The organism is Maridesulfovibrio salinus (assembly GCF_055394525.1).
In genome coordinates this window covers 1,968,396-1,988,998 of the sequence record NZ_AP042461.1, presented here as the reverse complement: position 1 = coordinate 1,988,998, position 20,603 = coordinate 1,968,396, and the positions used below count along the sequence as shown (strand labels likewise).

Here is a 20,603-nt window from a genome sequence, read left to right as displayed (position 1 = left end):
CCCCCGTATGCTTACTGTTCTGTTTTGAGCGGGGTTGCATCTGCAATAGCTTTCTGGTGCTGATAAGCCTTGCGCTTTTCCTCAAGGTCCATATCAGAAGCGTCCACGCCGAACTCAGCAAGAAGCTTGTCGGCAAGAATCTCACCAATACGTTCCATGATGGTTTCAAGCCTGGCGTTGTGTGCTATATTCCCACCCAGTTCTTTCAATTCGGACATAAGTTCTTCACGTTGCTCCGCTTCATCCTCAGAGCCGGTATTATCCGCGTAGATAATTTCAAAGAGGTCTTTATCAGGTTTGACCCCGTTGAATGTTGCCCTTTCGCCCTTCTTCAAATGCCGGGGAGGACTCCCCTCCTGAAGAATGGCCGTGCAGTCTCTCCGGCAGACAGTTGAATATACTGCTTCACTCATGGCTTACCTTCCTGATTCCTTGTCCAGAACAAGAGCGCAGGTTATTTTGCCTGTGGTCGCATTGGAACCGCTGACGGTGTAGTACGCCCGGAGGTAATTGCCGTTTGTGGGTGGCAGGGAACCGAAGGAGAAACGGAAGCCCGCTTTCAATTCGGCAACAGGCACGGCGCGGGAAGAGACCAGTTCAGTAGAGGAAGCGAAGTTCTCCGTGTCCGACTGCTGCAGGGTTATTTTCACTGATGTGCATGTTGCAAAATCTTCAGTAACAGTGGCAAAAATCTGGATAGGTTCACCACTTCCGAGATCCGTATTAGCGATATCAAGAGACTCGGCAGAAGGCGCACTTCCTGTGACGGCCTGATTATCCGAGAACTCATTCAATTTATCCATGAACATATGAATTTCCTCATATCGGGAGGGTTTCCCCTCCCGGTTTCCGGTTTGGAGTTATACTGTGAGGGCCGCTTCGGTGCTGAGGATCTGGTCAACCTTGCGCAGGGGAATGCCCTGAAAGCTTGTGACCTGCTTCCCGTCCCAGTTATCAATGCTGAGCATGACGTTCTTTTTGTTCGTGGCCTCAATGCTCAAGGCGGTGTGAATATCACGGTTGCAATACAGAACGTTCTTGCCCGCGTTGGTAGCAGGCAGACGGTTGATGGCACGAATCAGGTTGTTAACCATGGTGACGTTTTCCAGATCGGAAACATCGATGTTTGCAAGACGGACGATATAACGCCAGTCACGCACAACAAGTCCGGGCTTCCACTGGTAGTGGGAGCGGAACCCCTGATACTTGCCCCCGCTGTCGTCCTCCAGAGTAACTTCTCCAAGAAAATTGGAAGTCAGTCCGGCGGTGGAGCCTTTAGGGAAGGTCATGTGTACGGTTTCATCGGACCAGCAGACCAGCCACATAGAAGTACACTTGTTACCAACGCCTCCGCAGTCGATAATATTTTCATGTTCCAGAGAATTGAAACGACCGGTAAGACCAAGAAACCTTTCAGGATGCAAGGCGGTATCCCCATAGACAAAAGTACGGGAAAATTCCTGATTCATGGCTTCAATGAAAGGCTTGTTCTCGGACAGGAGAAAAGATTCCTTCAAACCGTTCAGGACTGCCAGATCCTTATCAACCTCTGCATAGGATTCGAGTATGCCGCAGGTGTCATCAACCTGCTTTGTCTTGGACTTACTGGGTTTTACCCCGTAGTTCAGTTTGCGCCAACTCACTGTGGGCAGATCGGTGCGCACGGTGGTACGGTGTCCGGTAGGCAGGTTGCCTTCAATCCAGACAGCGTCTTCAAGGATTTCATTTTTCTGGGCAAGCAGTTCCGCGACTTTGTCGATTTTCCCGTCAGGATCAACTCTCTTAGCCCATTCACTTAGTGTAACGGCAGGCATTTAATACCCTCCTAAAATGTTATTATTTGTTTAAACCAGCAAAAAGCACCTCTGCCGCAGTCTTAGGCTTGCCCCCACTCCCGCCAGAAGTAACCAGCCCGTGTTCGGACATGGTTTTACCTATGGCGTGGAAATGTTTAACCACTGCCGGATGCTGGTACATATTGCCCTGCTGCAGCAGTTCTTTAAGTTCTTCGGATGCTGTTGTTTTGAAAGCGGAAATTGCCACATCCATGTTTGCATCGTAGGTGTTGCCCTTCCAGTCTCCACGAAGTGAATCTTCCCATTCCTGTTCACGCTCAGCCTGTGCCGCCTGCGCATTCTGGACGGCCTCATAGTTGTGCTTGTTGTTAAGTGCCACGAGCTTGTTCACCTGCTCCTGGGTAAAGCCTTCTTCCTTGGCAAGAGCCGTGAAGTCAGCCACAAGGGCATCGTTATTGGTCAGCCCTTCCGGTGGTTCGGGGATGGAGTATTCCACTTCCCCTTTTTCCGCGTCATTGGAATTTTCATCACCGGATTCGGGATCACCTTCATTTGGTTTTGCTTCCGGCTGTTGTTCTCCGTTTGCGCCGTCTTCTCCCGGAACAACAGGGGCCTCGGGAGAACTGGGAGCATCAGCACCGGGATTTTCACCACCCTGTGCGGCAGTATCCGGAGAAGAAGGCTGTGTACCGTCAGCAGGTGCTGTTCCTGCTTCTGGCGCGCTTCCTGCTTCAGGTGCGGGGTTGTTGGTATTAACTGTCATAGTCTTGTTCCTCCTGTTTCTTGAGTTCATCCATACGGTTCTGGATGATGTCGAAATATATTGAAGGGTCAGCGGCAAGCACCGGCTGTAAAATGTGTTCAAGCACAAAATTTCTTACAGCTGCATTTTCAATCAGCTTTTCAGGCTCAAGGCTTTGAATTGCATTCACACCGGAAGTATCAAGCAGCCCTTCAAGAAAGCGTTTGCCTGAGGGTGAACCGAAAACGGCTTTGATATCTGCGAGGAACTGCTCGTGTGCGGCACGTTCCAATTCTCTCAGTTTCTGATCTTCCCTGTAATCATCCATTATTGCTGCATCTCCTGAATTGCATCAGTAAGAGCGTTCTTGCCCTGTGTGTCCATCTTGGAAAGTTTGTCGGCAATATCCACACCCTGCCCGATTGCCTGTTGCTGCTGCTGCATCTGTTGCATTTTCTGCATCTGTTCGGCTTCCTGCGTAGCCAGCTTTTCAGCTTCCTCATTTGAACGGATAAGGGAAGAAGGAGCACCGGACGCCTGATGATATTCATCAAGAGCACCCCAGAAATTAAGCTTGTGCCTGATGGTGGGGTCAGACTCTGCAAGCTTCCCGGCAAATGATGTGGTGGCAATAATGGAATCCATAGCGGCTGCACGTTGGGCCTGAGCAAGGACACTGACATATTCAATGTCAACTTCCACACCTTCAAGCTCCGGTGGTGCGGGCGGGATAGCTCCCATATCATAAAGGAGTTGAACACCCCGATTGATAACCGGGTCCAAAAGTTCATTCTGTAAACGCTCAACCACAGGTCCAAGCTGTGTCATTTTTTCTGAAACAAGCTGTTGAGCCTCATAAGCTGTTTTGACTCTTTCCGAGTCCACAGCCAGCATCATGAATAAATCATTATAAAAGAATTTACGGATATCGTTCTTGCTTTCTTCAACCAGAGCAGTAACCGCCGCAATGTCCGGGCGTATCTGATACAGAGGTTCAACGCTGTCTTTCTGATTCTGCTCAACCGGGTTTTGTCCACCAGGTAACAGATTCAGCCTACGGGAATACATGGAAGGGACTTTCATGGGCGGACGCAGAGAAAGATGAACGGCATGAATCCTATCTTTGCACATCTCGTTGAGCATCTGATTTTCACAAAGGGAGAGAATGCCCGGAGACTCGCCAAAAAAGGAATTATCCTGCACATGCCAACGGGTAACCAGATAAGGAAAGGACTTATACCCGCCAACAGCCAGAGCCTGCTCTGAGCAACCCTGCTCATAATAAACGGATTCGAAGGGCATATTCAGGAAATCCAACTTGCGCGGGTCAAAGTCTTCACGCGGCATAACCGAATGAACAACCGTGAATCTCTGATCAGAATTGCCGTTGTCTATAGAGTTCTTGGCGTGTCTGGAAAGATTGTCATATCCGAACTTCTGGGCCATCTGCCTTGCTGTCATGGACTCTTCACGGATAAAGGTATCAACCTCTCCCCACTGGCTCACGTCACCTACAAAAGTTCCGATAGGCACAGGGATAAACGCAAACCCAACACCGGGACGGGCAACAAAACCCATTGCGCCGATGCCGAATCCCCCCATATCACCGTAACGACTGTGCGCCAGACGGTAGAAGTTGGATTTACCAAAAAACTTGTAGAGTGATTTCTGAATACCCTCGGCATACCTTTGAGCCACACCGTAATGCCTGAAGCCTTTATCTTCTGGCTCAAGCTTGAACCAAGGACGGGAAGGAGAAGCCAATCCGGTATGCATCCCTGCTGCAAGGGTTTCATGGGCTTTGATTGCCGTGCCGGAAATAGCCTTCAAGCCCTTGTCCGCTGCATTGCGCCCATGCAGAACCCCTTTCAGCCTTCCGGCATAGGGGTAGATGAAGTCCGCCACCCGGCGCCAACTGTCCATGTATTCATCACGGACAGATTTGAGTGAGGCATTACGGGAATCAATGTTCTCCATCCTTTCCCGGACTTCCTTAGAATGGTTGTATCCCTTAATGTTCATGACTTGCCCCCAAGCAGACGTTTGGCCTTGGTGCTGCCATTCTTGCGGATTTCCTCCGGGTCAATCAGGTATTTGCGCTTCTTGATACCATCAGTTGAGGTCTGCTGTTCTTCAGTGGCGGGATCTTCTTCAGGCTCCAGCTCGGGAGCAGCATCAGGCATCCGGTTATGAGCTCCGGCGGAGAGCAGGGTTTTCTTTACTTTTGCATTTCCCTGCAGGCCGTCCACGCCGTTAACAGCGGTGGAGTAGCGTCCATCCTCATACCTGTCCGCCTGATCCATATCAGCATTCTGCTGATTGATGGTTTCAACCTGCCGTTCCCATTTTTTTAAGTCCTTCTCGTGCTGGAGATATTCATTCTTATGAATCCATCCACCATCTTTCTTTTCCCATCCGGCGTTTACCAGTTCGCCCTCAGCGTACCAGTTGCCGTCTTCCCAATAGATCCAGTCCTCTGGGACGCTCCACCCGGAATCAACTCCGCGCATCCGGGTTTCCCCGTTCATGGCAAGATGCTTTGACCATGCTTTATACGCAGGTGATCCGGTAGACCTGTCAGTCAGGTCCGGGCGGTCAAAGAGTCTCGGTGTGCGCATCTTCGGTTTTTCAGGTAAAGAAAGTCTTTTAGGCATTATCCACCCAGCAATGTTTTCTTTTTGGTCGTTTCTTTTTCATCAGCACTGAGAAGGTTCTTCCCGGTCTTGATGGTGTCAGACCTGCCCTTAGCGAGCTGTTCCTGTTTTGCCATTTCATCCGCGGCTTTCTGAGCTTCCGGATTGCTTTCCGGTTCTGCGGTCGGAGCCTTCGGCGATGCCGGAGCCGGAGCCGATGGAGATATAGTTGGTGTGCTGGGACCTTTCCCGCCTCCTCCTCCCATAATTAAACCTCCTCAAAATCTGTTTTAGACATCATTAGATAAGATTCCCTTGTTGGTGACCATTTCTTCATTAAGCCTTCTTCTTCGAATCCGAAGTGTCTGGCGAAATTTATTCCAGCCTGATAATCGGCCTTCACTGTGGCCTGAATACGATGCAGCCCCCAGCGCTCCACCATGTAATTCATTTTACCCTGGCAAAGCCGAGCCATCTGCACTGCTAGACGCATGTCGCTACGAATCTCACTCCCAAGAACCAGCCACACATGGCCGACACCGGAGTGCAGGGGAAAGCAGATCATGACCCCGTAGACCCTGTCGTTTTCATCCACGAAGCTGGTGAGGTCGTTCACATGGTTTGCGGAAAAGTGTGTCATTAGTTCATGAGGATTGCCGAACGTACAGACCTGCTTTAAAAGCTCTTCGTCCATCCAGAACCTCTTGAAATCATCCTCGTCATAATCCCGCAAAATCAGTTCAGGCACATTTCTAGCCATTCATTCCCCCAAAAACGTCATAATCCATAAGCCCTTGCATAGAATCCCCGGCATAGCCGTCATGCACCGACCCCGGGACAAGCGGGAAACACGCCCCAAGAGCCGGATCAAGAATGCGGGCCATGCAGTCAAGCATGTCGTCGTGCGGGGCCACCGGAAAAGCGAGGTACTCGTCATCAATAAACTCACGCACGAGATCACGCTGCCGCCCTTCATGGTCCATGAAATGGCAACGCCATGGCAGATAAAAACGGCCCTGCTCAAACACAGGGACAAGCTGCCTGATGCGGTCATTCTTCGGAGTGTTGCCGCCCATCGGCTCGATGTGAAAGCGGTAGTTCTGTTCCTGCATGACGTACTGCATATGCTCAACGTCAGCCTGTGCGCCGTATTTCTCGTATCCTACGCCTTGAGGAGAATAGGTACGGTGCAACCGGAACAGAGTCCTGGCCCGTTCGGTCAGATTCATGCGGTCCCGCACACCGTCAATGAGATAGTAATTGCGGTCCGGGCCCAGCCCGATAACGAGCATCACGGTATAATCGGAAGTGGTTTTCTTCTCACTGGCAGGGTCCACCAGTAGATAACGGTTAAATCCGCTCCAGATCGGAGCACCGTTCTTTGAAAGATTTTCCCAGCGGTTAATCCATTCTTCCTTGAAACCCGCCACGGCATCCGCTTTCGGGTTCTGCATCATCTGGCAACCGAAGACATACGGCCCCATTTCCCTTCGTTTGGTGTTCAGCTCCTCACGAGAGAGCAATGCAGGCTTACCCTCAAGGGTTCCATCCTCAGTGGCCGGAAATATACGAACAATGACAACATCACGCTTGATCATGGCAGCATAGGTGTCATTGAAATGATAGCGGGTTCCGATGTACCGCTTACAGCCACCACGCGCACCGAGGTTGATAGACAAAGCCCACGCTTCAGTGGTCTTGTGGATCATCTCCGGGGTGGCAACGGATTCCTTGGTAACGACATCATCATAAATAAGATGGGTGAAGTGCTTCCCGGTAGGTTGACCGTCCACCAACCCCCATGCTTCAACAGTGGCCTCTTTGGGGTTGTCCTTACGTCTGACGATCAGCCCGTCATCCTCGGACCACTTGGGTGCTTCATTCTTCGGGTCCTGATAGAGCACATCAGGATAGGTAGCCTTGAGAACCTTGTTTCGTTCGAATTCGCGTTTAATCTGCTTGAGAAATGACTTCGCAATTGGGCGGGTATGGCTAAATATTCCGCACTGAATTTCAGGGTCCTTCAGGATATCCTGAATGGTCAGGGCAAAGGTGATGATAGTGCTTTTGTAATGCTCACGGCTCCACAGATCGAGCCGTCCGTCAGGGTCGGCCTCAACTTCACGCATCCGGTAATAAAGCCAACACTTATCAGCATCAGGACGATTCAGCAGCACGGTCAGCAAAAAGAACAGGTCAGTCCGTCCAAGGTGCGCATACACACCTAAGAGTTCTTCTTCGCCGGTTCCATTGGCTTTATCTTTCGCTTTCGCTTCTGCAATCAACGTTGCATATCGTGCGTTAGCCTGCTGCCTCGTTTCCATTCTTCAATACCCTTTCATTAAGTTCGTTCATCTCGTCTGAAATTTCGCGTCTATTGATGTTATCCGTCTTGATGTCGGCATCAATCTTGTTCTTCCAGCGATCCGGCCAGCGGTTTGTCGCTGCGAACTTCAGCATGTTCCCGTTAGGCGGAATCTCCAGTTCCTTCTTGTCCACAACAACCAGCTTCCCGGCCTCGTTCCGCTCTTTCTTCACAGAGACCCGTTTACCTCCGAGAGCCAGCCGGAAGATTGCGGCTTCAACCTCGCCTTGCATCAGGTCATCAAAAGCCGCCTGTCCCTCGTCCACGGCCTTGGCGAACTCTTCATGTTCCTTTTTCCATTCAACAACCGTGGAAGGAGCAACGCCGAACAGCTTTGCCAGCTTGCGCCCGCTGTATCCATGCTCTGCACACAGGTCATACGCCTGTGAGGCAAACAGCGGGTTGTATTTGGTTTTTCTACCTGCATTGCTCATTGTTTCCCGTTCAAGGCTTTGAGAACCGCCACATCCTCTGAAGTTTTGTCCTGTCTTTCTTCAAGCTCCTTGAGATCAGAGCAGACCTTTTCTTCAACTTTATGGAGGTCGCGTTTGGTTACAAACTCTTTAGCGTTAGCAATCTGGCAGGCATGCTGTGAGTCACGGAAAGCCTTAATTTCACCATTGACCCCAGAAATGTCCCGGCGGATAAGCCAGATTCCGAAACCAAGAGCGAAAACAAACACCGCATAAGTTATGATTTGTTCAAGACCCACAGCACACCGCGCTTAAACAGTCAGGTCCGGCAAAGCCGCAATCTCGTCCGCCTTGCTGCGGAGAGCGTCCAGTTCCGGCACATCATACCCGGCATTGCAGAGCCTTGCGGCCAGTGAAGCCCCCACACCGATAATCCCGGCAACAGGAGCCCCGAGCCCACACCCGGTAGCGATCACAGTGCAGACCCCGCCGAGGTATTCGGCAGTCTCGTCTGTAATTTCAACGGTTTCGAGGAAATCGAGATCAATCATTTGTCACCGCCTCTGATTTTGGTGAAGAGCTTCAAAGCCCGGCCCATGATTCTATCCGCTATTTCTTTTTGACGCTGATATTTCATCCGGGCATCAAGAGAGCTACGGGCATCGATGGTCGCGTTACCGGATAGGGGAGCATCAACGGAGATTTTCCACGCTTCCGCTGCGTAAGCCATAGCCGGAACAGCTTCCTTTGCTATGTTCATAGCCAGAACAAAGTCGGCTTTCTCCTCTGCATACCGGGGAGGAATACTGTCCTTGATGCGGTTATATTCATCGTAGGTATCCCGATAGGTGTTGAGCAGTTCATCAGCGATGCAGACAGCCTGATCAGGAGGCGGCATATCGGCAATATTCTTGGCTCCGCATCCCATCAAGCTTGCCACAAGCAACAGGAGCAGAAGCGAACGCAGAAAGGACAAAGGCTGCATTATTTGCCCCCTTTGTTTCTGGCTTTGCCGAAGTTCATGGCCACGAAGTTCACGACCTGATAAATTTTCTTGAGTGTCGGATTCTTGGGTTCGGGCAGGACAGTCACAGCAATTGCGCAGAAGGCAATAGTTGTGCTCACAATTTCAATAACGCTGTTCTCAGACATTACTATTCCTCCACCGTTTCGTAAGTCTGTTCAAAGATCTCCGCCGGGCACGGATAGAACTCGCCTTGCACACCCTTGATGATGTAATCTCCAACATTGCAAAGCATTTTGCCCGCAAGAGTTGGGATAACAAGGGTTGCTGTGCCAGCTCCTGAAAACTCCCAATCAACGGAATAATTTTCGCCGAGAAAGGAGTTTGCGGTTTCTGCATCCCCATCCCATCGAACGGCATCGATAACAACGGGTTTTTTCCTGTACTTCATTTCAAATCTCCATACAGAGCGGCCCAGTGAACCTCTTCCCACTCCCTTGCCCTCAGCCGTGCGCACTCTTCATTCAGTCCGCGCTCGATTAGACGGCACTTGTAGTGCAGTCCGTTGTACAGGTGCTGGAGTTCGGAAAGTGTCACACTCTGCCTCTTTTGGTTTAAGGTGTGTCCCGACTCTGGTGGTCGGGGTCGAGCCGGGACACGTGGGAATGAGCCTACAACCCTAGACATGTGGAAATGCTAACACGGGTTTTTGAGTCAGGTTAAAAATGTAGGGGGGGTTGCATGGGGTTTGACGGGGGTTTGACGGGGGTTGACATGTTTTTGAAAAATGGCTGATTTTCTGTTTAGCGTTGAATCGAACGCACAAGGGGGTTGATTTTGGGAGGTTATTTGAGTTGAACCCGCCCTTTACGGTTGCTTTCATTCATCCTGGAATTTCCATGTAAGTATTTATGCATTTACCGAACACTTAATTTATAACAGAAACACCCCTACAGTAATAACAAGCTCTAAGGTGCTCTCAAGTCAAAATGGTTTTGTGTTCGGAAATTACTAAATGAGAATGTTTTTCAAAAAGCTCAAAATATACACCTGTTTTCACTGGTTGATGCAGTTTTGTGCAGGTAATTGCTTGTATTATATCTTAAGTTGATTGTTACTTAAGAATGTTAAACTGGTGGGGATTCAGTTTTTGCTTTTTGGTGCTTTTGGTTGCTTCGGCTTGCTTTAATGATTTCAATTTTACGGAAGTTACCTCCAATCATTACAACAACCTACACTTGCCTATACAATTTTATTGCATATTTTTAAATTTAATTGTTGACACATGCAAATTAGTTTTATATCTTGAACTCAACGAATAAGGGAATCACCCCTAAACAATTTAACCAAATGGAGTTCAAGAAGATGCAAACTACTTCAAATGCAATCGTAAACGAAATGGTTCTGGAAGCTGTGAAAGTAATCCACACCCGTATTGATGAAGCCACAGGCGGATGCAGCGATGAAATGAAAGTTGAATTTGTCAAAAGGCCGGAAGTACAGGAAAAGATAAAGAGCCTTTTCGGCGCGATGGTCAACGAAGATAACTTTTCCAAGATCATTGATATGCTCAAGGAAAAGCAGAATGAAGTGAAGGAAGGGACCATCCTTTATGCAAGCTGGGGCTACGACCAGACCAACGTAGATTTTTTCAAAGTCGTCTCCCGCACACCCAAAACCGTAACCCTCGTGGAAATCGGCTCCAAAATGGTTAAAGGAGATCAAGGCTTTACAATGACAGGGGAAGTTGTAGCCGACCCCGATGTCATCAAGTCCGAACCTTTCCGCCGCAAGCTGAACGAATGGAAAGGAGCACCCACAGTTAAGGTGGATTCCTCACGCTTCGCCAGACTTTGGGACGGCAAGCCCAAACACGAAACATACTACGCATAAGCAAAAAGGCCGGGAGGGGTAACCCTTCCGGCCTGTAAGGTAAATTATGAAACTATCACCATCCCAAATGAAAAAGCACCGTCAGTCGCTGAATATGGACCAAAAACAATACGGTGTTGAAATTCTCGAACTGGCCCCCAGCTCTGCCCGTAGCTATGTGTCACGCATGGAAACGGGCAAAATTCCTATTCCTAAAAAGTATTCAGAAATGCTGGCCGAGATCGTCAGCCCGGACCAGGGCCCCAAATGGGTGAAAGGCCACAACGAAGACGGCAAGGAGATCATAGCCCACCTGCACACCCCGAGATTCACGGCAGAGATTGAACTTGATCATGGATTAACAGAGGGGCTATCATACCCGTTGAAAAAGTCAGGAAAACGGCTGTGCAATTTTACATGGACAGGCGGCAAGCCCTCAGCGGATGAAATAAACGAGCTATGCGCATGGGCGGAACTTAAATTCAACCTGTAGAAGATTGACCGCCCCCCACAAAAAACATATTATATACGGGTATCGGACTCCATAGGGGAGTCCCTTATTCGTTCCCCCCGTTTTCCTATGGTTTTCGGGGGTGTCGAATTTCTGACGTAAAATTATTGAAAAATAACCATTTTCAATTTTGCCCTAAAGGAAAGCCCCCGGCCAGCACTAAACTGACCGGGGGTTTTTCCTTTCCGCCATTTCTCGGCAACGTTGCTCATAGAACAGCGTCATTTTCGTCACGTTAACTGTCGGCCATCCTTTTTCATTCAGAAAGACCGGACATCCTTCCCATTTCAGAATTGTTTTTGTTTTTCTCTCTCCCCATCCGAAAACCTTTGCGATCTGCTTTGCTCCAGAAACAAATACCGGAAAGCTTTCCACGGCTAATCCTCCTCAATTCCGACCACGCCCAGATCTTCAATGAATTTATTCAGGCAGGACTCTTTCATTCGCCACCGGTTACCGACCTTGACGGCGGGCAAAATTTTCCTGCGCATCATATCCCGCACAGTTTCAAGCTCAAGCCGCAGAATGGCGGCCACATCTGACGCGGTAAGCAACGGATCTATTCTACCCATGGACCACCTCAAAACGGTTACAGAACGAATCAAGCGCGTTATTCACATTGTCCACCATGAACGAGAGATAGTTCTCCAGAGAGTCAACGGACCTGTGCCCTGTGGCTTTTGCCGTTTCACGCAGGGGGTCAATGGCCTCGCCCCTCGCCACCCGGCTCAGCATAAAATTATACATATTCCCGGCAAATGTCTTACGCATGGAGTGAGTACCGATCCGCCCGTCAAATCCGCAATGGCGGGCCATCCCTGTAATCACCTGATAAGCCCGAGTCCTGCTGATAGGCATGTTCCCGCCCTCACGGGAGCGGAAAAGATAAGTATCCCGGCTCCAGTGTCCCATGTGCTGCAAAGCCCTGACCTGCATAAGCACATACTGGCGCACAACCCTGTTCATACGAATTTCACGCCCTTCTGCGCCTGTGCCGGACTTTTTCATATTTTTGGCGGCGACATAAACAGAAGACTTGATAAGCCTGTTAGACACCACGTCAGAGACTTTCAGGGAAAGCAGTTCGGAAATGCGGAACCCGCAGTTGACCCCCATGGCAAACAAACAGCGATCACGGATACCGAAATACCCGTGCGCTGCTTTCAGCATCCCGTTGACCTCATGGTCAGTGAGAGGGCGGCAACCCTTCATCGACAAAACCTCTCATAATTTTCAACGGCTTCCTCAACCGTTCCGGCTCCGAGTTCGGTATTCCAGTATTTTTTCCAGTACCGGGCCAGTCCTTCAACATCAGTGGCAGAGGGCAAAGCCTCGGGAAAACGGCGATAGAAGGCCCGGGCCAGTGCCGTTGAGTAGGCCAGATTGTATTCCAGCACCGCAGAATCAAATTCCCGGCAGTTGGAAACCCGCAGAATCGAGGCTTTAAGTTCACCCTTGCGGTTGAGATACCGAAAACAGATATCGTCATGCGTCCTCGGTTCCATCTGGAAAATCCCCATAGCAGGCCCGTTGTTCAGCTGCCGGATGTACTCGCCCAGGTGCGATTCCTGAGCAGCGGTGAGCATCAGCAGTTCAACGGCATTGTTAGTTGCCATAACAGGGCTGACCTTAGTCAGCGTCCTCTTGATAAAATTCCTCAACTGTTCCTGGTTCATGCTATGTCCTCCTGGCATTCAGTCGTGTAAAAATGGCAATCCGGGTTACCCCGTCCTCTGTTGAAATCTGTGGTCCTGATTTCGATTCCGTGCAGCTTTTCCAACCTCACGCATCGCAGGGCCAGCAGATGCCTTGTGCATTCCCCTCGGGAGGGGCACAGATGGTCCTTGCACATTCCCATTTTCAGCAGATGTAAAAGCCTCTCTTCGCTCACGGTTTTCCCCCCGTATTTCCCTGTTAATCATGGTCCAGTCTTCATTTCCGCTATGCCGGAACCCTTTATTTTCAAGCATTTCCTTGGTCATGGCTCCCTGCTCGTATGAACGGCAATAGCCGCAGGGGCAAAAGAATCTCTCCCACAACCCGCCTTCCATAAATTTCCAGTAAACCAGCATTCCCGGTTCGTCACAGTCGTCACAGCCCCCACTGACCGCTCCCGTTCCGGCTGAATCAGACTTCCATGCCCGGTAGCCTTCCAGCAGGTAAGAGCAGATATTCATGCCCCGGGTCATGCGCTTCTGTTCCCGGATCATGCGATTAACCGCGTCATTGATTCCGTCATAGCTGCAACTGGAGAGCTGGTCGTAATAAGCGTCCAGCACTTCCGAGTCAGGCATGGGGAAATTGAACACCTTGAAGAGCTTGCCGATTGCAAGATCAAATTCAAACCGTTTCAAGACCCTTCTCCACGGCCAGACGGTACTGGTCAGGATCTGAAATCCTGAAATGCTGACAGGCGCTGTCAAACGCCTCCCATCCATGCTCACGCACAAGCCCGGTTATCCGGTCCAGATAAGGCAAAGCAGGCTGTGCAGGTTCAAGCAAATCTTCATCCTCCCATCTGCGACCGCTGATCCAGCCCTGCGCCCATTTGGGGGTCATGCCCTTGGCGATCAGTTCAGCACGGCCAGCAGCTTCGATTTCAGCAGCCTTGCAGATTATATCCACGGTGGAATCGTAAAGTTCAGGGATGTCCATCCAAGCGTCTGCGGCTTCGGCTTTGCCTTTTTTCAGGTCAAAACAGTTCCAAAAGCGTTCAAACGTTTCAAGCCTCTTGCCTTTCAGTTTTCGTTTCTTTCTGGTCAGGAAAAATTTATCCTCGTCAGCAGGGGGGGAGGGAACCGCATCACCAGATGCGGAATTAAGGTCACTATCTGGGTCACCATCAGGGTCACTATCTGGGTCACTATATGATAGAGAAGGGACGGAATCGTCTGTTGGAAGGGACGGAATCGTCTCTTCAGAAGGTACGGAATCGTCAGATGGAACTGACGGTTTCGTCTCCTCGTTGGGACGATCTTGTCCCTTCGAAGGTACGGATTCGTCAGATGAGGAAACACAAGGCCCGACAAGGTGCGGAAACTTTTCCAGCAGCTTATCCGAAAAGGCATACCACTTGGTTCTGTCAAAACCGGATTTGTTGAAAAATCCGGTGACAAAAAGTTTCTCGTCCTCCAGCTTTTTCAGCTTGCGCTTAATCTGGGAGCGGGACCAGTACGGAAAGATAATTTCAAGGGCTTCCTGAGTGTTATGAGTCCAGTACCGCCCCTCAAAAAGATTGCGATTGTTGGCGGCATTTTTGCCGATCCAGAATTGAAAATGATGGATCAGCACAGCAAGGTCTAACCCGTGCTCCTGCGCTATCTCCACGTCAAAATGATGTTGCATGATTCATCCCATTTATCCCACTGTCCAGGCGGTTAAACAGGATTTGCCGGAAGATTGTCCCCACAATCAGCCGGCAATAAAAAACATCTCTATTTTTCCCAGAATTTCCACCGGGATTTTTTCTTTTTCAAGCGGTCCGTGTTCACTTCCACGTCACCGCCCTTATGCAGCCTGATCCGGGAGCCGTCACTCAGTTCAGCGGCATACTGGGAAACAAATTCATCAACCGATGCTTTAAGTTTCTGCCCCAGTTCCTGAACCCTTGCCGGGTCCGCTTCATCAGCCGCAGCCTGCAGAAAAGCCCCCTTGCATTTTTCAACCTCAAGGTAACGGTTTGCAATGGGCATCCACCCGCCCTTTTCCTGCTCCAGCTCAACAATGTAGCCCAGCCGCTTGGCACAGGAATAAAAAACATGATGCTGTCCGCAAGTCTCCTGAATCACCGGACAGAGGTTTATATCCACTTTTGCCGTGGGATGGTTGGGAGTCAGCATGTTTTTGAAAAAACTGGGTGCGGTGTTCACCATCAATCCCTTGGTCTGCAAAAGCTCAAGCAGCTTCGCCGCCGATAACCCCGAAGAAGTTACGGCGGTGCGTAAAAGTTGTCTTGGTGTAGTCATGTTCCCACCTCGCTATAGTTTGTTATTTGAAAGTGTTATTCCTGAAATCGTATGGTTGTATATACTGGCTGGGTAGAGGCCTGCCCGGTTATGCGGCTTTGCTACCGGGATCTTCACCCAGCTGAATGAGTTTTATCAAGCGGTCAATCGCGTTTGCAATGTACCTTGCAGCACACCCTTTCTGCCTGATCTGCATCCAACTACGCGGAGCAAAGCCCAAAGCTTCAGCTGCACGAGTGTGGCTGCCATAATGATCATGAAGAAACTCAAATTTCGATTTGGGGATAACAATAGCTTTCTTTTTCATACGTCCTTGATACGCGTATTATGCGTATTTGGTCAATGCGTAATTCTCGTATTGTGAGCAAAATTTCAAATTGGTAAATTTTACTATGCAGAAAATTAAAGACGAAACCCATGCTTTTCAGATGGCATTCCTGATAGTTATCGAAAGATTTCGGGCTAAAAAATACATGGAAGACGGCCAAATGAACCACACCACCTTTGCTAAACTGGCATTCCCAGGCGTTTCCGATCCGGTTAGGAAATGGCAGCGGATAAGAAATGAAGGTGTAGCTATGGGAGTAGGAGAGTCGTTCATGGCTGCGAGAGCCTTGGGGGAAAGCTATTCATATATCGCACATTTAGCCGAACATGAATTAACCAGCTTGGACAAAGAGATGTCCCCGCAAGAAAAGGTTACAACGCTATCTGATCAAGTAAAAGAAATGATGCAAAAGAAAGCAGGATAAAAAACTGCTCTAAAAAAAACAGAATCAGCCTTTAGGGAAATACCTACCCATAATAGCTTTCAATACTGGCCCCGGATGAGGCATAAAAAGATATTCACTTGATTGAGACTCAATAGAAGCTTCAAGCCAACGCTTTTTATGAATTTGCCTCTGAATCTGATCGGCATCAATATACTGCTCAAGTAAAACCATAACATACGGAAATGAAATTCTCACACCTTTCTCTTTAGCTATTTCTATCTGTTGAATAACACAATCAACATTGTTATCTGACAAGGAATCTCCATAGCTTTTACTATCTAGATCAAAATCTTTAGCAAAAAACTCAAAACAGCTTTGATACTTTGCAGCCTCCGAAATTTTTATGTGATAAAAAACCCCGTCAGGGTCTATTGAACCATCTGGATCAGAAAGAACCGATGAAGAACTAGACTTTTTGCCTTTTCTTTTCTCCAAAACACTTAGCAACAACGACTTTAACAACATATACAACTCTGCACCCAACAGCCCTGCAAGACAAAAGAAACAGAATAACATAAGCCCATTCAGATCGTTCCTTACGAGCCCATCCCAAGTCCACCCCCCCCACCTTTCGGCTAAATCTATAACAACATACACAAGAAAGCATACATAACTCCCAACAAGAACCCCAACCCGAACATCTTTCAAGGTAAACATTCCACCACCCCGACTTTCGCCGCACGAACATCGATAAAAAAGAAAGCAACACATACAAGCCACCGCAATCTAATATCTTTTATAAAGCCCCTCGTGTCACTACGCGTATTGCGCGTATTTTTTCTTGACCACTACGCGTCTTACGCGTACTATTTCCTCAACGACACCCAAACAGGACCGAACGCACTGCGCGAAACATCCAGAGCTAGTACATCTTGATAGGGGGTTGATTGGTAGGAGTGATAGGCCGTTTCTGGCTATAGGACAGATTTACTTTAGGATGGTGGGATAATGGACAGACTTCTTAAACCCTGCCCTTTTTGTGGAAACTCGGTTCGTATCGGACTTGGAAATTCACAGGAGAATGGTGGTTTCACATCTGTAATCACTTGTGACTACTGCGAGACCAAAGTCGAAGATCCGGACTCGGACATTCTTATTGACCGCTGGAACTCTCGCCCGGAGCCGCAGGCCCGACAAGGTAAACGTCTATCGGTAGTTGCTGCGAGTCGATTGTACTCCTCAACCTTTGAACATGCCGACCATCACCGGGCTTTTCTAGAATTAGAACAATCCCGGCCCGTTTCCCGGTCTTCTCAGCATAATACAATGACTGCCCCACCGCCTCGGCCCACTTCTTTGCGAAGTCGATCTCGAAAGCGTGTGTCGGGGTAAGGCAATCTACACGGCATTTATCGGCTAACACGAATTCCATTTTTGTGTTAGGCCCCCTGCAAAATTCCTCTTGATACCGCCTTTCGTCTGCAATTGCAGGAGATAAGGCCAACAGCATCAACAGGATGGTCAGCAGGGATTTCATAGACAGTACGATAGCAGAACGCCTTTAAGATTGTAAACAAAATATTTGTCTCACTGTCCTCGGGGGGCCGGATGAAAAAACCCAAACCAATCTTAAAACCATCCGGTTCCCCTACAAAACACAAGGCAGGTGATTATGAAAATTTCCAATATAGCAGCCAAGGCCGATGATCTTCATGTGACCGGGACCGTGTCAGCCTCTCGCCGCTCACAGTGCGGCATAAACTCCGCCGACACTCAGGCGAGGGGACTCTGTAAAACGGCCATGACTTCACCTCCTTTGACCGCAGCGGGGGTTGATCGCCCCCGCTTTGGTCAGGGAGTAGTCCTTCCGGCTCTGGTGGTCCTGCTCTGTTACATGGGACTTCTTTCATATCTCTGTTTCATAGGACCGTTTTAATGATTCCCGCTTTCCGTCTGACACTTAAAGAGCCGAAACGGACGCAAAAGACCGTATTGAAATGGTCTTGTTATGCGTCCGAACCAACCCACGGAAGCGAGATCAAATATCGCATTATGGTCGGCAGATCGTGGCTCGGCGGCAAGAGGGAGCGAGGGACATACTACACCTACACGGAAGTAATGACCATGTGGACCCGTGCCGTGGCTAACACCCTCGGCATCAGGATTGAGGAAGAACCGGACCCGGAAAACTACCCGCTCCGGCAGAAAGTACGGATATCAAAGGAAGTGGCAAGGGAAACCCACGGTGGTCTGAACTACGACATATCCTGGATAAGATCCGCCCCGATTCCGGACAACAAACACGGCGGCTTCAAAGCCAGAGTCATGGGCTACCCGAAAATGATCAACCTTAAACACCTGACCCCAGTAGAGCCGGAGAAAGAACGGTGGGAAATGGTGAAAGTGGAGAAAGATAAATGAGTAAGAAAAAAGAATTTCAGACCGTTGTAGGTTCGTTAACAATAACTCTCTCAAACGATAAACCGGAAATTAAATACACCGCCGAGATATCCCCGGCCCTGCACCCTCGTGGAACATCTGGCGTCAAACTGACCAGAATCAGAAAATGCCCCAAGCGGTACATCGCTGAACTGGAATTCATTGATTTCAAGCCAGAACATGCCCGGCCTACTATTGAATTCATGATGGCCTGCGCGGAACAGATGGAACGGGATGTTGCAGCTGTTTATCCAGAGGAGGTGGCGTAGTCATGAGTGAAGTCAAACATCCCCAGAAGCTTGGCCCGGTAGCGGTCTGCTCTCACTGCCGCAGCATATTTTTAGGCAAAGGGCTTGGCGTGCGTAAGCCCTGCCCGGAGTGCGAAACACCTCTTACCCAGTTCATTTTCGATCCGGAATGTCTGGTGGGAGCGATTGAAGATCAGACAGCCTTCCGCGCAGCTATCGAATTTTCCGACTGTGAAACAGTCAAGATAATTGCCGGCATTATGGGTTTTCAAGGCCCTCACTGCCACGAAATACGGAAAGCTGACATGAACATCGTTGCTTTGGAAAAATGGAAAGAAAGCCAGAGGGGAGCGTAGCTATGAGTAATAATACCGTAGACACCCCCGAATTCTGGCCCGAACGCACCGAAAGCCCTTGCACCTGCTCATGCGGCGGAATACCCACAATCTCATGCGGCGGAATACCCACAATGATTCTAGTCGGGACTGCTGGCGGTGAAGATAAACGTCAGGTCATTTGTTCTGTATGCGGAACATGCGGACCGAGAAGCAGAAAAAAGGCCGCAGCTATCAACGAATGGAATATGCAAGTTGAAGCCATGACTACACACCGGACGGTTGTAGAAATCATCCGTAATCGTGTTGAGATTGCGAAGGCTAAGAAGGAGGCCGACAATGTCTAAAATCCAATGGACCCAACAAACTTGGAACCCGATTATCGGCTGCTCCAAAATATCCGAGGGCTGCGCGAACTGCTACGCCGAGAAAACAGCTGCACGGCTGGCCCGGATTGAAAAGACTGCCTACTACGGGGAAGTTGTCGCCGCTTGCGGGCACTGGAACGGCAATACCATACTTGTTGAGTCTCAGCTTGATAAGCCGCTGAAACGCAAGAAGCCGACTATTTATTTTGTAGGAAGCATGACGGACCTTTTTCATGAATCCACGCCGTTTGAGTGGCTGGATGAAATATTCGCGGTTATGGCTCTCTGCTCTCATCACAGGTTTATTCTGCTGACCAAGAGAGAGGAGAGGATGCAGGAATACTGCTCTTCTCGCCGGGAAAATATGCGACAAAATTTTGTATCTCGTTTACCTGCAAGCGTAGTCACTGAAATGGGCAGGCGTAATATGGATCGTCCAGTTTGGCCCCTCCCTAACGTAATCCTCGGCGTAACAGCCGAGAACCAAGAGCAGGCCAACAAGCGTATCCCTATCCTGCTGGAAACTCCGGCGGCGGCTCGGTTTGTATCCATTGAGCCGATGCTTGGAGCGGTGGATTTGACAGAAATAGCAATGTGGAACGGAACTAGAGAATCTGTTTTAGACCGTGAGTGCTGGGGAGATTGTGCCTGTGGGCTTACTAAGCTCGGTGACGAACCAGGATGCAAAAGAAACGGCGGAGACGGGAAATTAGCTAACCTTGACTGGGTGATCTGCGGCGGCGAGTCCGGACCCGGTGCGCGGCCTATGCATCCCGATTGGGTGCGTTCTTTGCGAGATCAGTGCACGGAGTCAGGGGTCCCTTTCTTTTTTAAGCAGTGGGGGGAATGGGCAGCTGATGGTCAAACTCTTTCAGATGGGACTATCGTCCATGCCAGCCCCATCACTGAGAAATGGGATATATTTGAAGACGGACAAAGGATTTACCGTGTTGGCAAAAAGGCCGCGGGCAACGTTCTGGATGGTCAGCAGCATGAGGAATACCCGGATATTTTGCGGGAGGTGCAGGATGTCTAAGAAACTCCTTTGCCCTAACTGCAAAAATGACGTGTCTCTTAATGGTCATGAAGTCTTTTTTGACGGTGAATATATCCAGAGCGGCGGATGCTGCACCATACCTTGGGAAGAAAGCTGCCCTAACTGCGGTAAACGATTCCTAATCAATGTGATTATGGGCCCCGTTGAAGTCATCGTGCAAGAAGTTATGGAGGCGGTTTAAA

At 49.5% G+C, this 20,603-nt stretch carries 36 protein-coding genes and 1 pseudogene; 11 read left to right on the top strand and 26 right to left on the bottom strand.

Annotation, left to right across the window (positions count from 1 at the left end; genetic code table 11):
• Nucleotides 1-11 precede the first annotated feature (11 nt).
• Genes ACZ5PW_RS08970 through ACZ5PW_RS08890 form a run of 17 tightly spaced genes read right to left on the bottom strand, consistent with a single transcriptional unit; the run spans nucleotide 12 to nucleotide 9,510 of the window.
• On the bottom strand, nucleotides 12-413 hold the full coding sequence (locus tag ACZ5PW_RS08970) for a hypothetical protein (RefSeq protein ID WP_464560037.1): 402 nt from the start codon (nucleotides 411-413) through the stop codon (nucleotides 12-14).
• Between the two features lie 3 nt (nucleotides 414-416).
• Nucleotides 417-803, bottom strand: coding sequence for a Bbp16 family capsid cement protein (locus ACZ5PW_RS08965; RefSeq protein ID WP_464560035.1), 387 nt, complete (start codon nucleotides 801-803; stop codon nucleotides 417-419).
• Between the two features lie 57 nt (nucleotides 804-860).
• Nucleotides 861-1,814, bottom strand: a complete 954-nt coding sequence (locus ACZ5PW_RS08960; protein WP_464560033.1) for a major capsid protein — start codon at nucleotides 1,812-1,814, stop codon at nucleotides 861-863.
• A gap of 22 nt (nucleotides 1,815-1,836) precedes the next feature.
• Nucleotides 1,837-2,559 (bottom strand): hypothetical protein, encoded by a 723-nt coding sequence (locus tag ACZ5PW_RS08955; protein ID WP_464560031.1) that lies wholly within the window; start codon nucleotides 2,557-2,559, stop codon nucleotides 1,837-1,839.
• Nucleotides 2,549-2,866 (bottom strand): hypothetical protein, encoded by a 318-nt coding sequence (locus tag ACZ5PW_RS08950; protein WP_464560029.1) that lies wholly within the window; start codon nucleotides 2,864-2,866, stop codon nucleotides 2,549-2,551. Before ACZ5PW_RS08950 ends, ACZ5PW_RS08955 begins: the two co-directional genes overlap by 11 nt.
• Nucleotides 2,866-4,560 (bottom strand): portal protein, encoded by a 1,695-nt coding sequence (locus tag ACZ5PW_RS08945; protein ID WP_464560027.1) that lies wholly within the window; start codon nucleotides 4,558-4,560, stop codon nucleotides 2,866-2,868. The genes ACZ5PW_RS08950 and ACZ5PW_RS08945 overlap by 1 nt, the downstream gene beginning before the upstream one ends.
• Nucleotides 4,557-5,192: a hypothetical protein gene (locus ACZ5PW_RS08940; RefSeq protein WP_464560025.1), complete on the bottom strand. Its 636-nt coding sequence runs from the start codon at nucleotides 5,190-5,192 to the stop codon at nucleotides 4,557-4,559. The genes ACZ5PW_RS08945 and ACZ5PW_RS08940 overlap by 4 nt, the downstream gene beginning before the upstream one ends.
• Nucleotides 5,192-5,437, bottom strand: a complete 246-nt coding sequence (locus ACZ5PW_RS08935) for a hypothetical protein (protein ID WP_464560023.1) — start codon at nucleotides 5,435-5,437, stop codon at nucleotides 5,192-5,194. The genes ACZ5PW_RS08940 and ACZ5PW_RS08935 overlap by 1 nt, the downstream gene beginning before the upstream one ends.
• 2 nt (nucleotides 5,438-5,439) lie before the next feature.
• Nucleotides 5,440-5,931 carry a GNAT family N-acetyltransferase gene (locus ACZ5PW_RS08930; protein ID WP_464560021.1) on the bottom strand — a complete coding sequence of 164 codons (492 nt, stop codon included), beginning with the start codon at nucleotides 5,929-5,931 and terminating at the stop codon, nucleotides 5,440-5,442.
• The gene (locus ACZ5PW_RS08925) at nucleotides 5,924-7,495 is read right to left on the bottom strand and encodes a hypothetical protein (RefSeq protein WP_464560019.1); all 1,572 of its coding nucleotides are present in this window, start codon (nucleotides 7,493-7,495) and stop codon (nucleotides 5,924-5,926) included. Before ACZ5PW_RS08925 ends, ACZ5PW_RS08930 begins: the two co-directional genes overlap by 8 nt.
• On the bottom strand, nucleotides 7,473-7,970 hold the full coding sequence (locus ACZ5PW_RS08920; protein ID WP_464560017.1) for a hypothetical protein: 498 nt from the start codon (nucleotides 7,968-7,970) through the stop codon (nucleotides 7,473-7,475). The genes ACZ5PW_RS08925 and ACZ5PW_RS08920 overlap by 23 nt, the downstream gene beginning before the upstream one ends.
• Nucleotides 7,967-8,248: a hypothetical protein gene (locus tag ACZ5PW_RS08915; protein ID WP_464560015.1), complete on the bottom strand. Its 282-nt coding sequence runs from the start codon at nucleotides 8,246-8,248 to the stop codon at nucleotides 7,967-7,969. The genes ACZ5PW_RS08920 and ACZ5PW_RS08915 overlap by 4 nt, the downstream gene beginning before the upstream one ends.
• Nucleotides 8,249-8,260: 12 nt before the next feature.
• A complete protein-coding gene (locus ACZ5PW_RS08910; protein ID WP_464560013.1) occupies nucleotides 8,261-8,500 on the bottom strand; it encodes a hypothetical protein in 240 nt (79 codons plus the stop codon).
• Nucleotides 8,497-8,934 carry a hypothetical protein gene (locus tag ACZ5PW_RS08905; RefSeq protein WP_464560011.1) on the bottom strand — a complete coding sequence of 146 codons (438 nt, stop codon included), beginning with the start codon at nucleotides 8,932-8,934 and terminating at the stop codon, nucleotides 8,497-8,499. The genes ACZ5PW_RS08910 and ACZ5PW_RS08905 overlap by 4 nt, the downstream gene beginning before the upstream one ends.
• Complete coding sequence (locus tag ACZ5PW_RS08900) at nucleotides 8,934-9,101, bottom strand: hypothetical protein (RefSeq protein WP_464560009.1); 168 nt, start codon at nucleotides 9,099-9,101, stop codon at nucleotides 8,934-8,936. The genes ACZ5PW_RS08905 and ACZ5PW_RS08900 overlap by 1 nt, the downstream gene beginning before the upstream one ends.
• 2 nt (nucleotides 9,102-9,103) lie before the next feature.
• Nucleotides 9,104-9,364, bottom strand: coding sequence for a hypothetical protein (locus ACZ5PW_RS08895; RefSeq protein WP_464560007.1), 261 nt, complete (start codon nucleotides 9,362-9,364; stop codon nucleotides 9,104-9,106).
• Nucleotides 9,361-9,510: a hypothetical protein gene (locus ACZ5PW_RS08890; protein WP_464560005.1), complete on the bottom strand. Its 150-nt coding sequence runs from the start codon at nucleotides 9,508-9,510 to the stop codon at nucleotides 9,361-9,363. The genes ACZ5PW_RS08895 and ACZ5PW_RS08890 overlap by 4 nt, the downstream gene beginning before the upstream one ends.
• A gap of 768 nt (nucleotides 9,511-10,278) precedes the next feature.
• Between ACZ5PW_RS08890 and ACZ5PW_RS08885 the strand changes: the two genes are divergently transcribed.
• Together ACZ5PW_RS08885 and ACZ5PW_RS08880 are read left to right on the top strand one after the other, a co-directional pair.
• Nucleotides 10,279-10,806, top strand: a complete 528-nt coding sequence (locus ACZ5PW_RS08885) for a hypothetical protein (RefSeq protein WP_464560003.1) — start codon at nucleotides 10,279-10,281, stop codon at nucleotides 10,804-10,806.
• Between the two features lie 46 nt (nucleotides 10,807-10,852).
• Entirely contained in the window at nucleotides 10,853-11,278 is a 426-nt protein-coding gene (locus tag ACZ5PW_RS08880) for a hypothetical protein (protein WP_464560001.1), read from the top strand.
• 395 nt (nucleotides 11,279-11,673) lie between these two features.
• Here ACZ5PW_RS08880 and ACZ5PW_RS08875 read toward each other — a convergent pair whose 3' ends face one another.
• From ACZ5PW_RS08875 to ACZ5PW_RS08845, 7 genes are all read right to left on the bottom strand, one after another.
• Nucleotides 11,674-11,868: a helix-turn-helix domain-containing protein gene (locus tag ACZ5PW_RS08875; RefSeq protein ID WP_464559999.1), complete on the bottom strand. Its 195-nt coding sequence runs from the start codon at nucleotides 11,866-11,868 to the stop codon at nucleotides 11,674-11,676.
• Entirely contained in the window at nucleotides 11,861-12,508 is a 648-nt protein-coding gene (locus ACZ5PW_RS08870) for a tyrosine-type recombinase/integrase (protein ID WP_464559997.1), read from the bottom strand. Before ACZ5PW_RS08870 ends, ACZ5PW_RS08875 begins: the two co-directional genes overlap by 8 nt.
• A complete protein-coding gene (locus ACZ5PW_RS08865; RefSeq protein ID WP_464559995.1) occupies nucleotides 12,505-12,972 on the bottom strand; it encodes a hypothetical protein in 468 nt (155 codons plus the stop codon). The genes ACZ5PW_RS08870 and ACZ5PW_RS08865 overlap by 4 nt, the downstream gene beginning before the upstream one ends.
• A 45-nt stretch (nucleotides 12,973-13,017) precedes the next feature.
• Entirely contained in the window at nucleotides 13,018-13,650 is a 633-nt protein-coding gene (locus ACZ5PW_RS08860; protein WP_464559993.1) for a hypothetical protein, read from the bottom strand.
• Nucleotides 13,637-14,641, bottom strand: a complete 1,005-nt coding sequence (locus tag ACZ5PW_RS08855; protein WP_464559991.1) for a hypothetical protein — start codon at nucleotides 14,639-14,641, stop codon at nucleotides 13,637-13,639. The genes ACZ5PW_RS08860 and ACZ5PW_RS08855 overlap by 14 nt, the downstream gene beginning before the upstream one ends.
• A gap of 89 nt (nucleotides 14,642-14,730) precedes the next feature.
• Entirely contained in the window at nucleotides 14,731-15,261 is a 531-nt protein-coding gene (locus ACZ5PW_RS08850; protein WP_464559989.1) for a hypothetical protein, read from the bottom strand.
• A gap of 88 nt (nucleotides 15,262-15,349) precedes the next feature.
• A complete protein-coding gene (locus tag ACZ5PW_RS08845; protein ID WP_464559987.1) occupies nucleotides 15,350-15,568 on the bottom strand; it encodes a hypothetical protein in 219 nt (72 codons plus the stop codon).
• Between the two features lie 85 nt (nucleotides 15,569-15,653).
• On the opposite strand from ACZ5PW_RS08845, the gene ACZ5PW_RS08840 reads away from it, so the two are divergent.
• Nucleotides 15,654-16,013, top strand: coding sequence for a hypothetical protein (locus tag ACZ5PW_RS08840; RefSeq protein ID WP_464559985.1), 360 nt, complete (start codon nucleotides 15,654-15,656; stop codon nucleotides 16,011-16,013).
• A 24-nt stretch (nucleotides 16,014-16,037) separates the two neighbouring features.
• Here the strand turns inward: ACZ5PW_RS08840 and ACZ5PW_RS08835 are convergent, their stop codons facing one another.
• Nucleotides 16,038-16,691, bottom strand: coding sequence for a hypothetical protein (locus ACZ5PW_RS08835; protein WP_464559983.1), 654 nt, complete (start codon nucleotides 16,689-16,691; stop codon nucleotides 16,038-16,040).
• Between the two features lie 291 nt (nucleotides 16,692-16,982).
• Here ACZ5PW_RS08835 and ACZ5PW_RS08830 point away from each other — a divergent pair.
• Nucleotides 16,983-17,090 (top strand): annotated as a pseudogene (locus ACZ5PW_RS08830) (hypothetical protein); the annotation flags it as partial.
• Nucleotides 17,091-17,127: 37 nt separating this feature from the next.
• Here the strand turns inward: ACZ5PW_RS08830 and ACZ5PW_RS08825 are convergent.
• Nucleotides 17,128-17,406, bottom strand: a complete 279-nt coding sequence (locus ACZ5PW_RS08825; RefSeq protein WP_464560487.1) for a hypothetical protein — start codon at nucleotides 17,404-17,406, stop codon at nucleotides 17,128-17,130.
• A gap of 240 nt (nucleotides 17,407-17,646) precedes the next feature.
• Between ACZ5PW_RS08825 and ACZ5PW_RS08820 the strand changes: the two genes are divergently transcribed.
• From ACZ5PW_RS08820 to ACZ5PW_RS08790, 7 genes are read left to right on the top strand one after another with little or no spacing between them, the layout of a single operon-like run.
• On the top strand, nucleotides 17,647-17,910 hold the full coding sequence (locus ACZ5PW_RS08820) for a hypothetical protein (protein ID WP_464559981.1): 264 nt from the start codon (nucleotides 17,647-17,649) through the stop codon (nucleotides 17,908-17,910).
• Nucleotides 17,910-18,395, top strand: coding sequence for a hypothetical protein (locus ACZ5PW_RS08815; RefSeq protein ID WP_464559979.1), 486 nt, complete (start codon nucleotides 17,910-17,912; stop codon nucleotides 18,393-18,395). The genes ACZ5PW_RS08820 and ACZ5PW_RS08815 overlap by 1 nt, the downstream gene beginning before the upstream one ends.
• Entirely contained in the window at nucleotides 18,392-18,682 is a 291-nt protein-coding gene (locus tag ACZ5PW_RS08810) for a hypothetical protein (RefSeq protein WP_464559977.1), read from the top strand. The genes ACZ5PW_RS08815 and ACZ5PW_RS08810 overlap by 4 nt, the downstream gene beginning before the upstream one ends.
• A gap of 2 nt (nucleotides 18,683-18,684) precedes the next feature.
• A complete protein-coding gene (locus ACZ5PW_RS08805; RefSeq protein ID WP_464559975.1) occupies nucleotides 18,685-19,017 on the top strand; it encodes a hypothetical protein in 333 nt (110 codons plus the stop codon).
• A gap of 2 nt (nucleotides 19,018-19,019) precedes the next feature.
• The gene (locus ACZ5PW_RS08800) at nucleotides 19,020-19,343 is read left to right on the top strand and encodes a hypothetical protein (protein WP_464559973.1); all 324 of its coding nucleotides are present in this window, start codon (nucleotides 19,020-19,022) and stop codon (nucleotides 19,341-19,343) included.
• Nucleotides 19,336-20,400: a phage Gp37/Gp68 family protein gene (locus ACZ5PW_RS08795; RefSeq protein WP_464559971.1), complete on the top strand. Its 1,065-nt coding sequence runs from the start codon at nucleotides 19,336-19,338 to the stop codon at nucleotides 20,398-20,400. Before ACZ5PW_RS08800 ends, ACZ5PW_RS08795 begins: the two co-directional genes overlap by 8 nt.
• Nucleotides 20,393-20,602, top strand: coding sequence for a hypothetical protein (locus tag ACZ5PW_RS08790; RefSeq protein ID WP_464559969.1), 210 nt, complete (start codon nucleotides 20,393-20,395; stop codon nucleotides 20,600-20,602). Before ACZ5PW_RS08795 ends, ACZ5PW_RS08790 begins: the two co-directional genes overlap by 8 nt.
• The last annotated feature ends 1 nt before the right edge of the window (nucleotide 20,603 follow it).

Bases quoted from the DNA above. Each gene is read 5' to 3' on its own strand.
- ACZ5PW_RS08970 (WP_464560037.1), bottom strand. From the start codon at position 413: ATGAGTGAAGCAGTATATTCAACTGTCTGCCGGAGAGACTGCACGGCC.
- ACZ5PW_RS08965 (WP_464560035.1), bottom strand. From the start codon at position 803: ATGGATAAATTGAATGAGTTCTCGGATAATCAGGCCGTCACAGGAAGT.
- ACZ5PW_RS08960 (WP_464560033.1), bottom strand. From the start codon at position 1,814: ATGCCTGCCGTTACACTAAGTGAATGGGCTAAGAGAGTTGATCCTGAC.
- ACZ5PW_RS08955 (WP_464560031.1), bottom strand. From the start codon at position 2,559: ATGACAGTTAATACCAACAACCCCGCACCTGAAGCAGGAAGCGCGCCA.
- ACZ5PW_RS08950 (WP_464560029.1), bottom strand. From the start codon at position 2,866: ATGGATGATTACAGGGAAGATCAGAAACTGAGAGAATTGGAACGTGCC.
- ACZ5PW_RS08945 (WP_464560027.1), bottom strand. From the start codon at position 4,560: ATGAACATTAAGGGATACAACCATTCTAAGGAAGTCCGGGAAAGGATG.
- ACZ5PW_RS08940 (WP_464560025.1), bottom strand. From the start codon at position 5,192: ATGCCTAAAAGACTTTCTTTACCTGAAAAACCGAAGATGCGCACACCG.
- ACZ5PW_RS08935 (WP_464560023.1), bottom strand. From the start codon at position 5,437: ATGGGAGGAGGAGGCGGGAAAGGTCCCAGCACACCAACTATATCTCCA.
- ACZ5PW_RS08930 (WP_464560021.1), bottom strand. From the start codon at position 5,931: ATGGCTAGAAATGTGCCTGAACTGATTTTGCGGGATTATGACGAGGAT.
- ACZ5PW_RS08925 (WP_464560019.1), bottom strand. From the start codon at position 7,495: ATGGAAACGAGGCAGCAGGCTAACGCACGATATGCAACGTTGATTGCA.
- ACZ5PW_RS08920 (WP_464560017.1), bottom strand. From the start codon at position 7,970: ATGAGCAATGCAGGTAGAAAAACCAAATACAACCCGCTGTTTGCCTCA.
- ACZ5PW_RS08910 (WP_464560013.1), bottom strand. From the start codon at position 8,500: ATGATTGATCTCGATTTCCTCGAAACCGTTGAAATTACAGACGAGACT.
- ACZ5PW_RS08905 (WP_464560011.1), bottom strand. From the start codon at position 8,934: ATGCAGCCTTTGTCCTTTCTGCGTTCGCTTCTGCTCCTGTTGCTTGTG.
- ACZ5PW_RS08900 (WP_464560009.1), bottom strand. From the start codon at position 9,101: ATGTCTGAGAACAGCGTTATTGAAATTGTGAGCACAACTATTGCCTTC.
- ACZ5PW_RS08895 (WP_464560007.1), bottom strand. From the start codon at position 9,364: ATGAAGTACAGGAAAAAACCCGTTGTTATCGATGCCGTTCGATGGGAT.
- ACZ5PW_RS08885 (WP_464560003.1), top strand. From the start codon at position 10,279: ATGCAAACTACTTCAAATGCAATCGTAAACGAAATGGTTCTGGAAGCT.
- ACZ5PW_RS08880 (WP_464560001.1), top strand. From the start codon at position 10,853: ATGAAACTATCACCATCCCAAATGAAAAAGCACCGTCAGTCGCTGAAT.
- ACZ5PW_RS08875 (WP_464559999.1), bottom strand. From the start codon at position 11,868: ATGGGTAGAATAGATCCGTTGCTTACCGCGTCAGATGTGGCCGCCATT.
- ACZ5PW_RS08870 (WP_464559997.1), bottom strand. From the start codon at position 12,508: ATGAAGGGTTGCCGCCCTCTCACTGACCATGAGGTCAACGGGATGCTG.
- ACZ5PW_RS08865 (WP_464559995.1), bottom strand. From the start codon at position 12,972: ATGAACCAGGAACAGTTGAGGAATTTTATCAAGAGGACGCTGACTAAG.
- ACZ5PW_RS08855 (WP_464559991.1), bottom strand. From the start codon at position 14,641: ATGCAACATCATTTTGACGTGGAGATAGCGCAGGAGCACGGGTTAGAC.
- ACZ5PW_RS08850 (WP_464559989.1), bottom strand. From the start codon at position 15,261: ATGACTACACCAAGACAACTTTTACGCACCGCCGTAACTTCTTCGGGG.
- ACZ5PW_RS08845 (WP_464559987.1), bottom strand. From the start codon at position 15,568: ATGAAAAAGAAAGCTATTGTTATCCCCAAATCGAAATTTGAGTTTCTT.
- ACZ5PW_RS08840 (WP_464559985.1), top strand. From the start codon at position 15,654: ATGCAGAAAATTAAAGACGAAACCCATGCTTTTCAGATGGCATTCCTG.
- ACZ5PW_RS08835 (WP_464559983.1), bottom strand. From the start codon at position 16,691: ATGTTTACCTTGAAAGATGTTCGGGTTGGGGTTCTTGTTGGGAGTTAT.
- ACZ5PW_RS08825 (WP_464560487.1), bottom strand. From the start codon at position 17,406: ATGGAATTCGTGTTAGCCGATAAATGCCGTGTAGATTGCCTTACCCCG.
- ACZ5PW_RS08820 (WP_464559981.1), top strand. From the start codon at position 17,647: ATGAAAATTTCCAATATAGCAGCCAAGGCCGATGATCTTCATGTGACC.
- ACZ5PW_RS08815 (WP_464559979.1), top strand. From the start codon at position 17,910: ATGATTCCCGCTTTCCGTCTGACACTTAAAGAGCCGAAACGGACGCAA.
- ACZ5PW_RS08810 (WP_464559977.1), top strand. From the start codon at position 18,392: ATGAGTAAGAAAAAAGAATTTCAGACCGTTGTAGGTTCGTTAACAATA.
- ACZ5PW_RS08805 (WP_464559975.1), top strand. From the start codon at position 18,685: ATGAGTGAAGTCAAACATCCCCAGAAGCTTGGCCCGGTAGCGGTCTGC.
- ACZ5PW_RS08800 (WP_464559973.1), top strand. From the start codon at position 19,020: ATGAGTAATAATACCGTAGACACCCCCGAATTCTGGCCCGAACGCACC.
- ACZ5PW_RS08795 (WP_464559971.1), top strand. From the start codon at position 19,336: ATGTCTAAAATCCAATGGACCCAACAAACTTGGAACCCGATTATCGGC.
- ACZ5PW_RS08790 (WP_464559969.1), top strand. From the start codon at position 20,393: ATGTCTAAGAAACTCCTTTGCCCTAACTGCAAAAATGACGTGTCTCTT.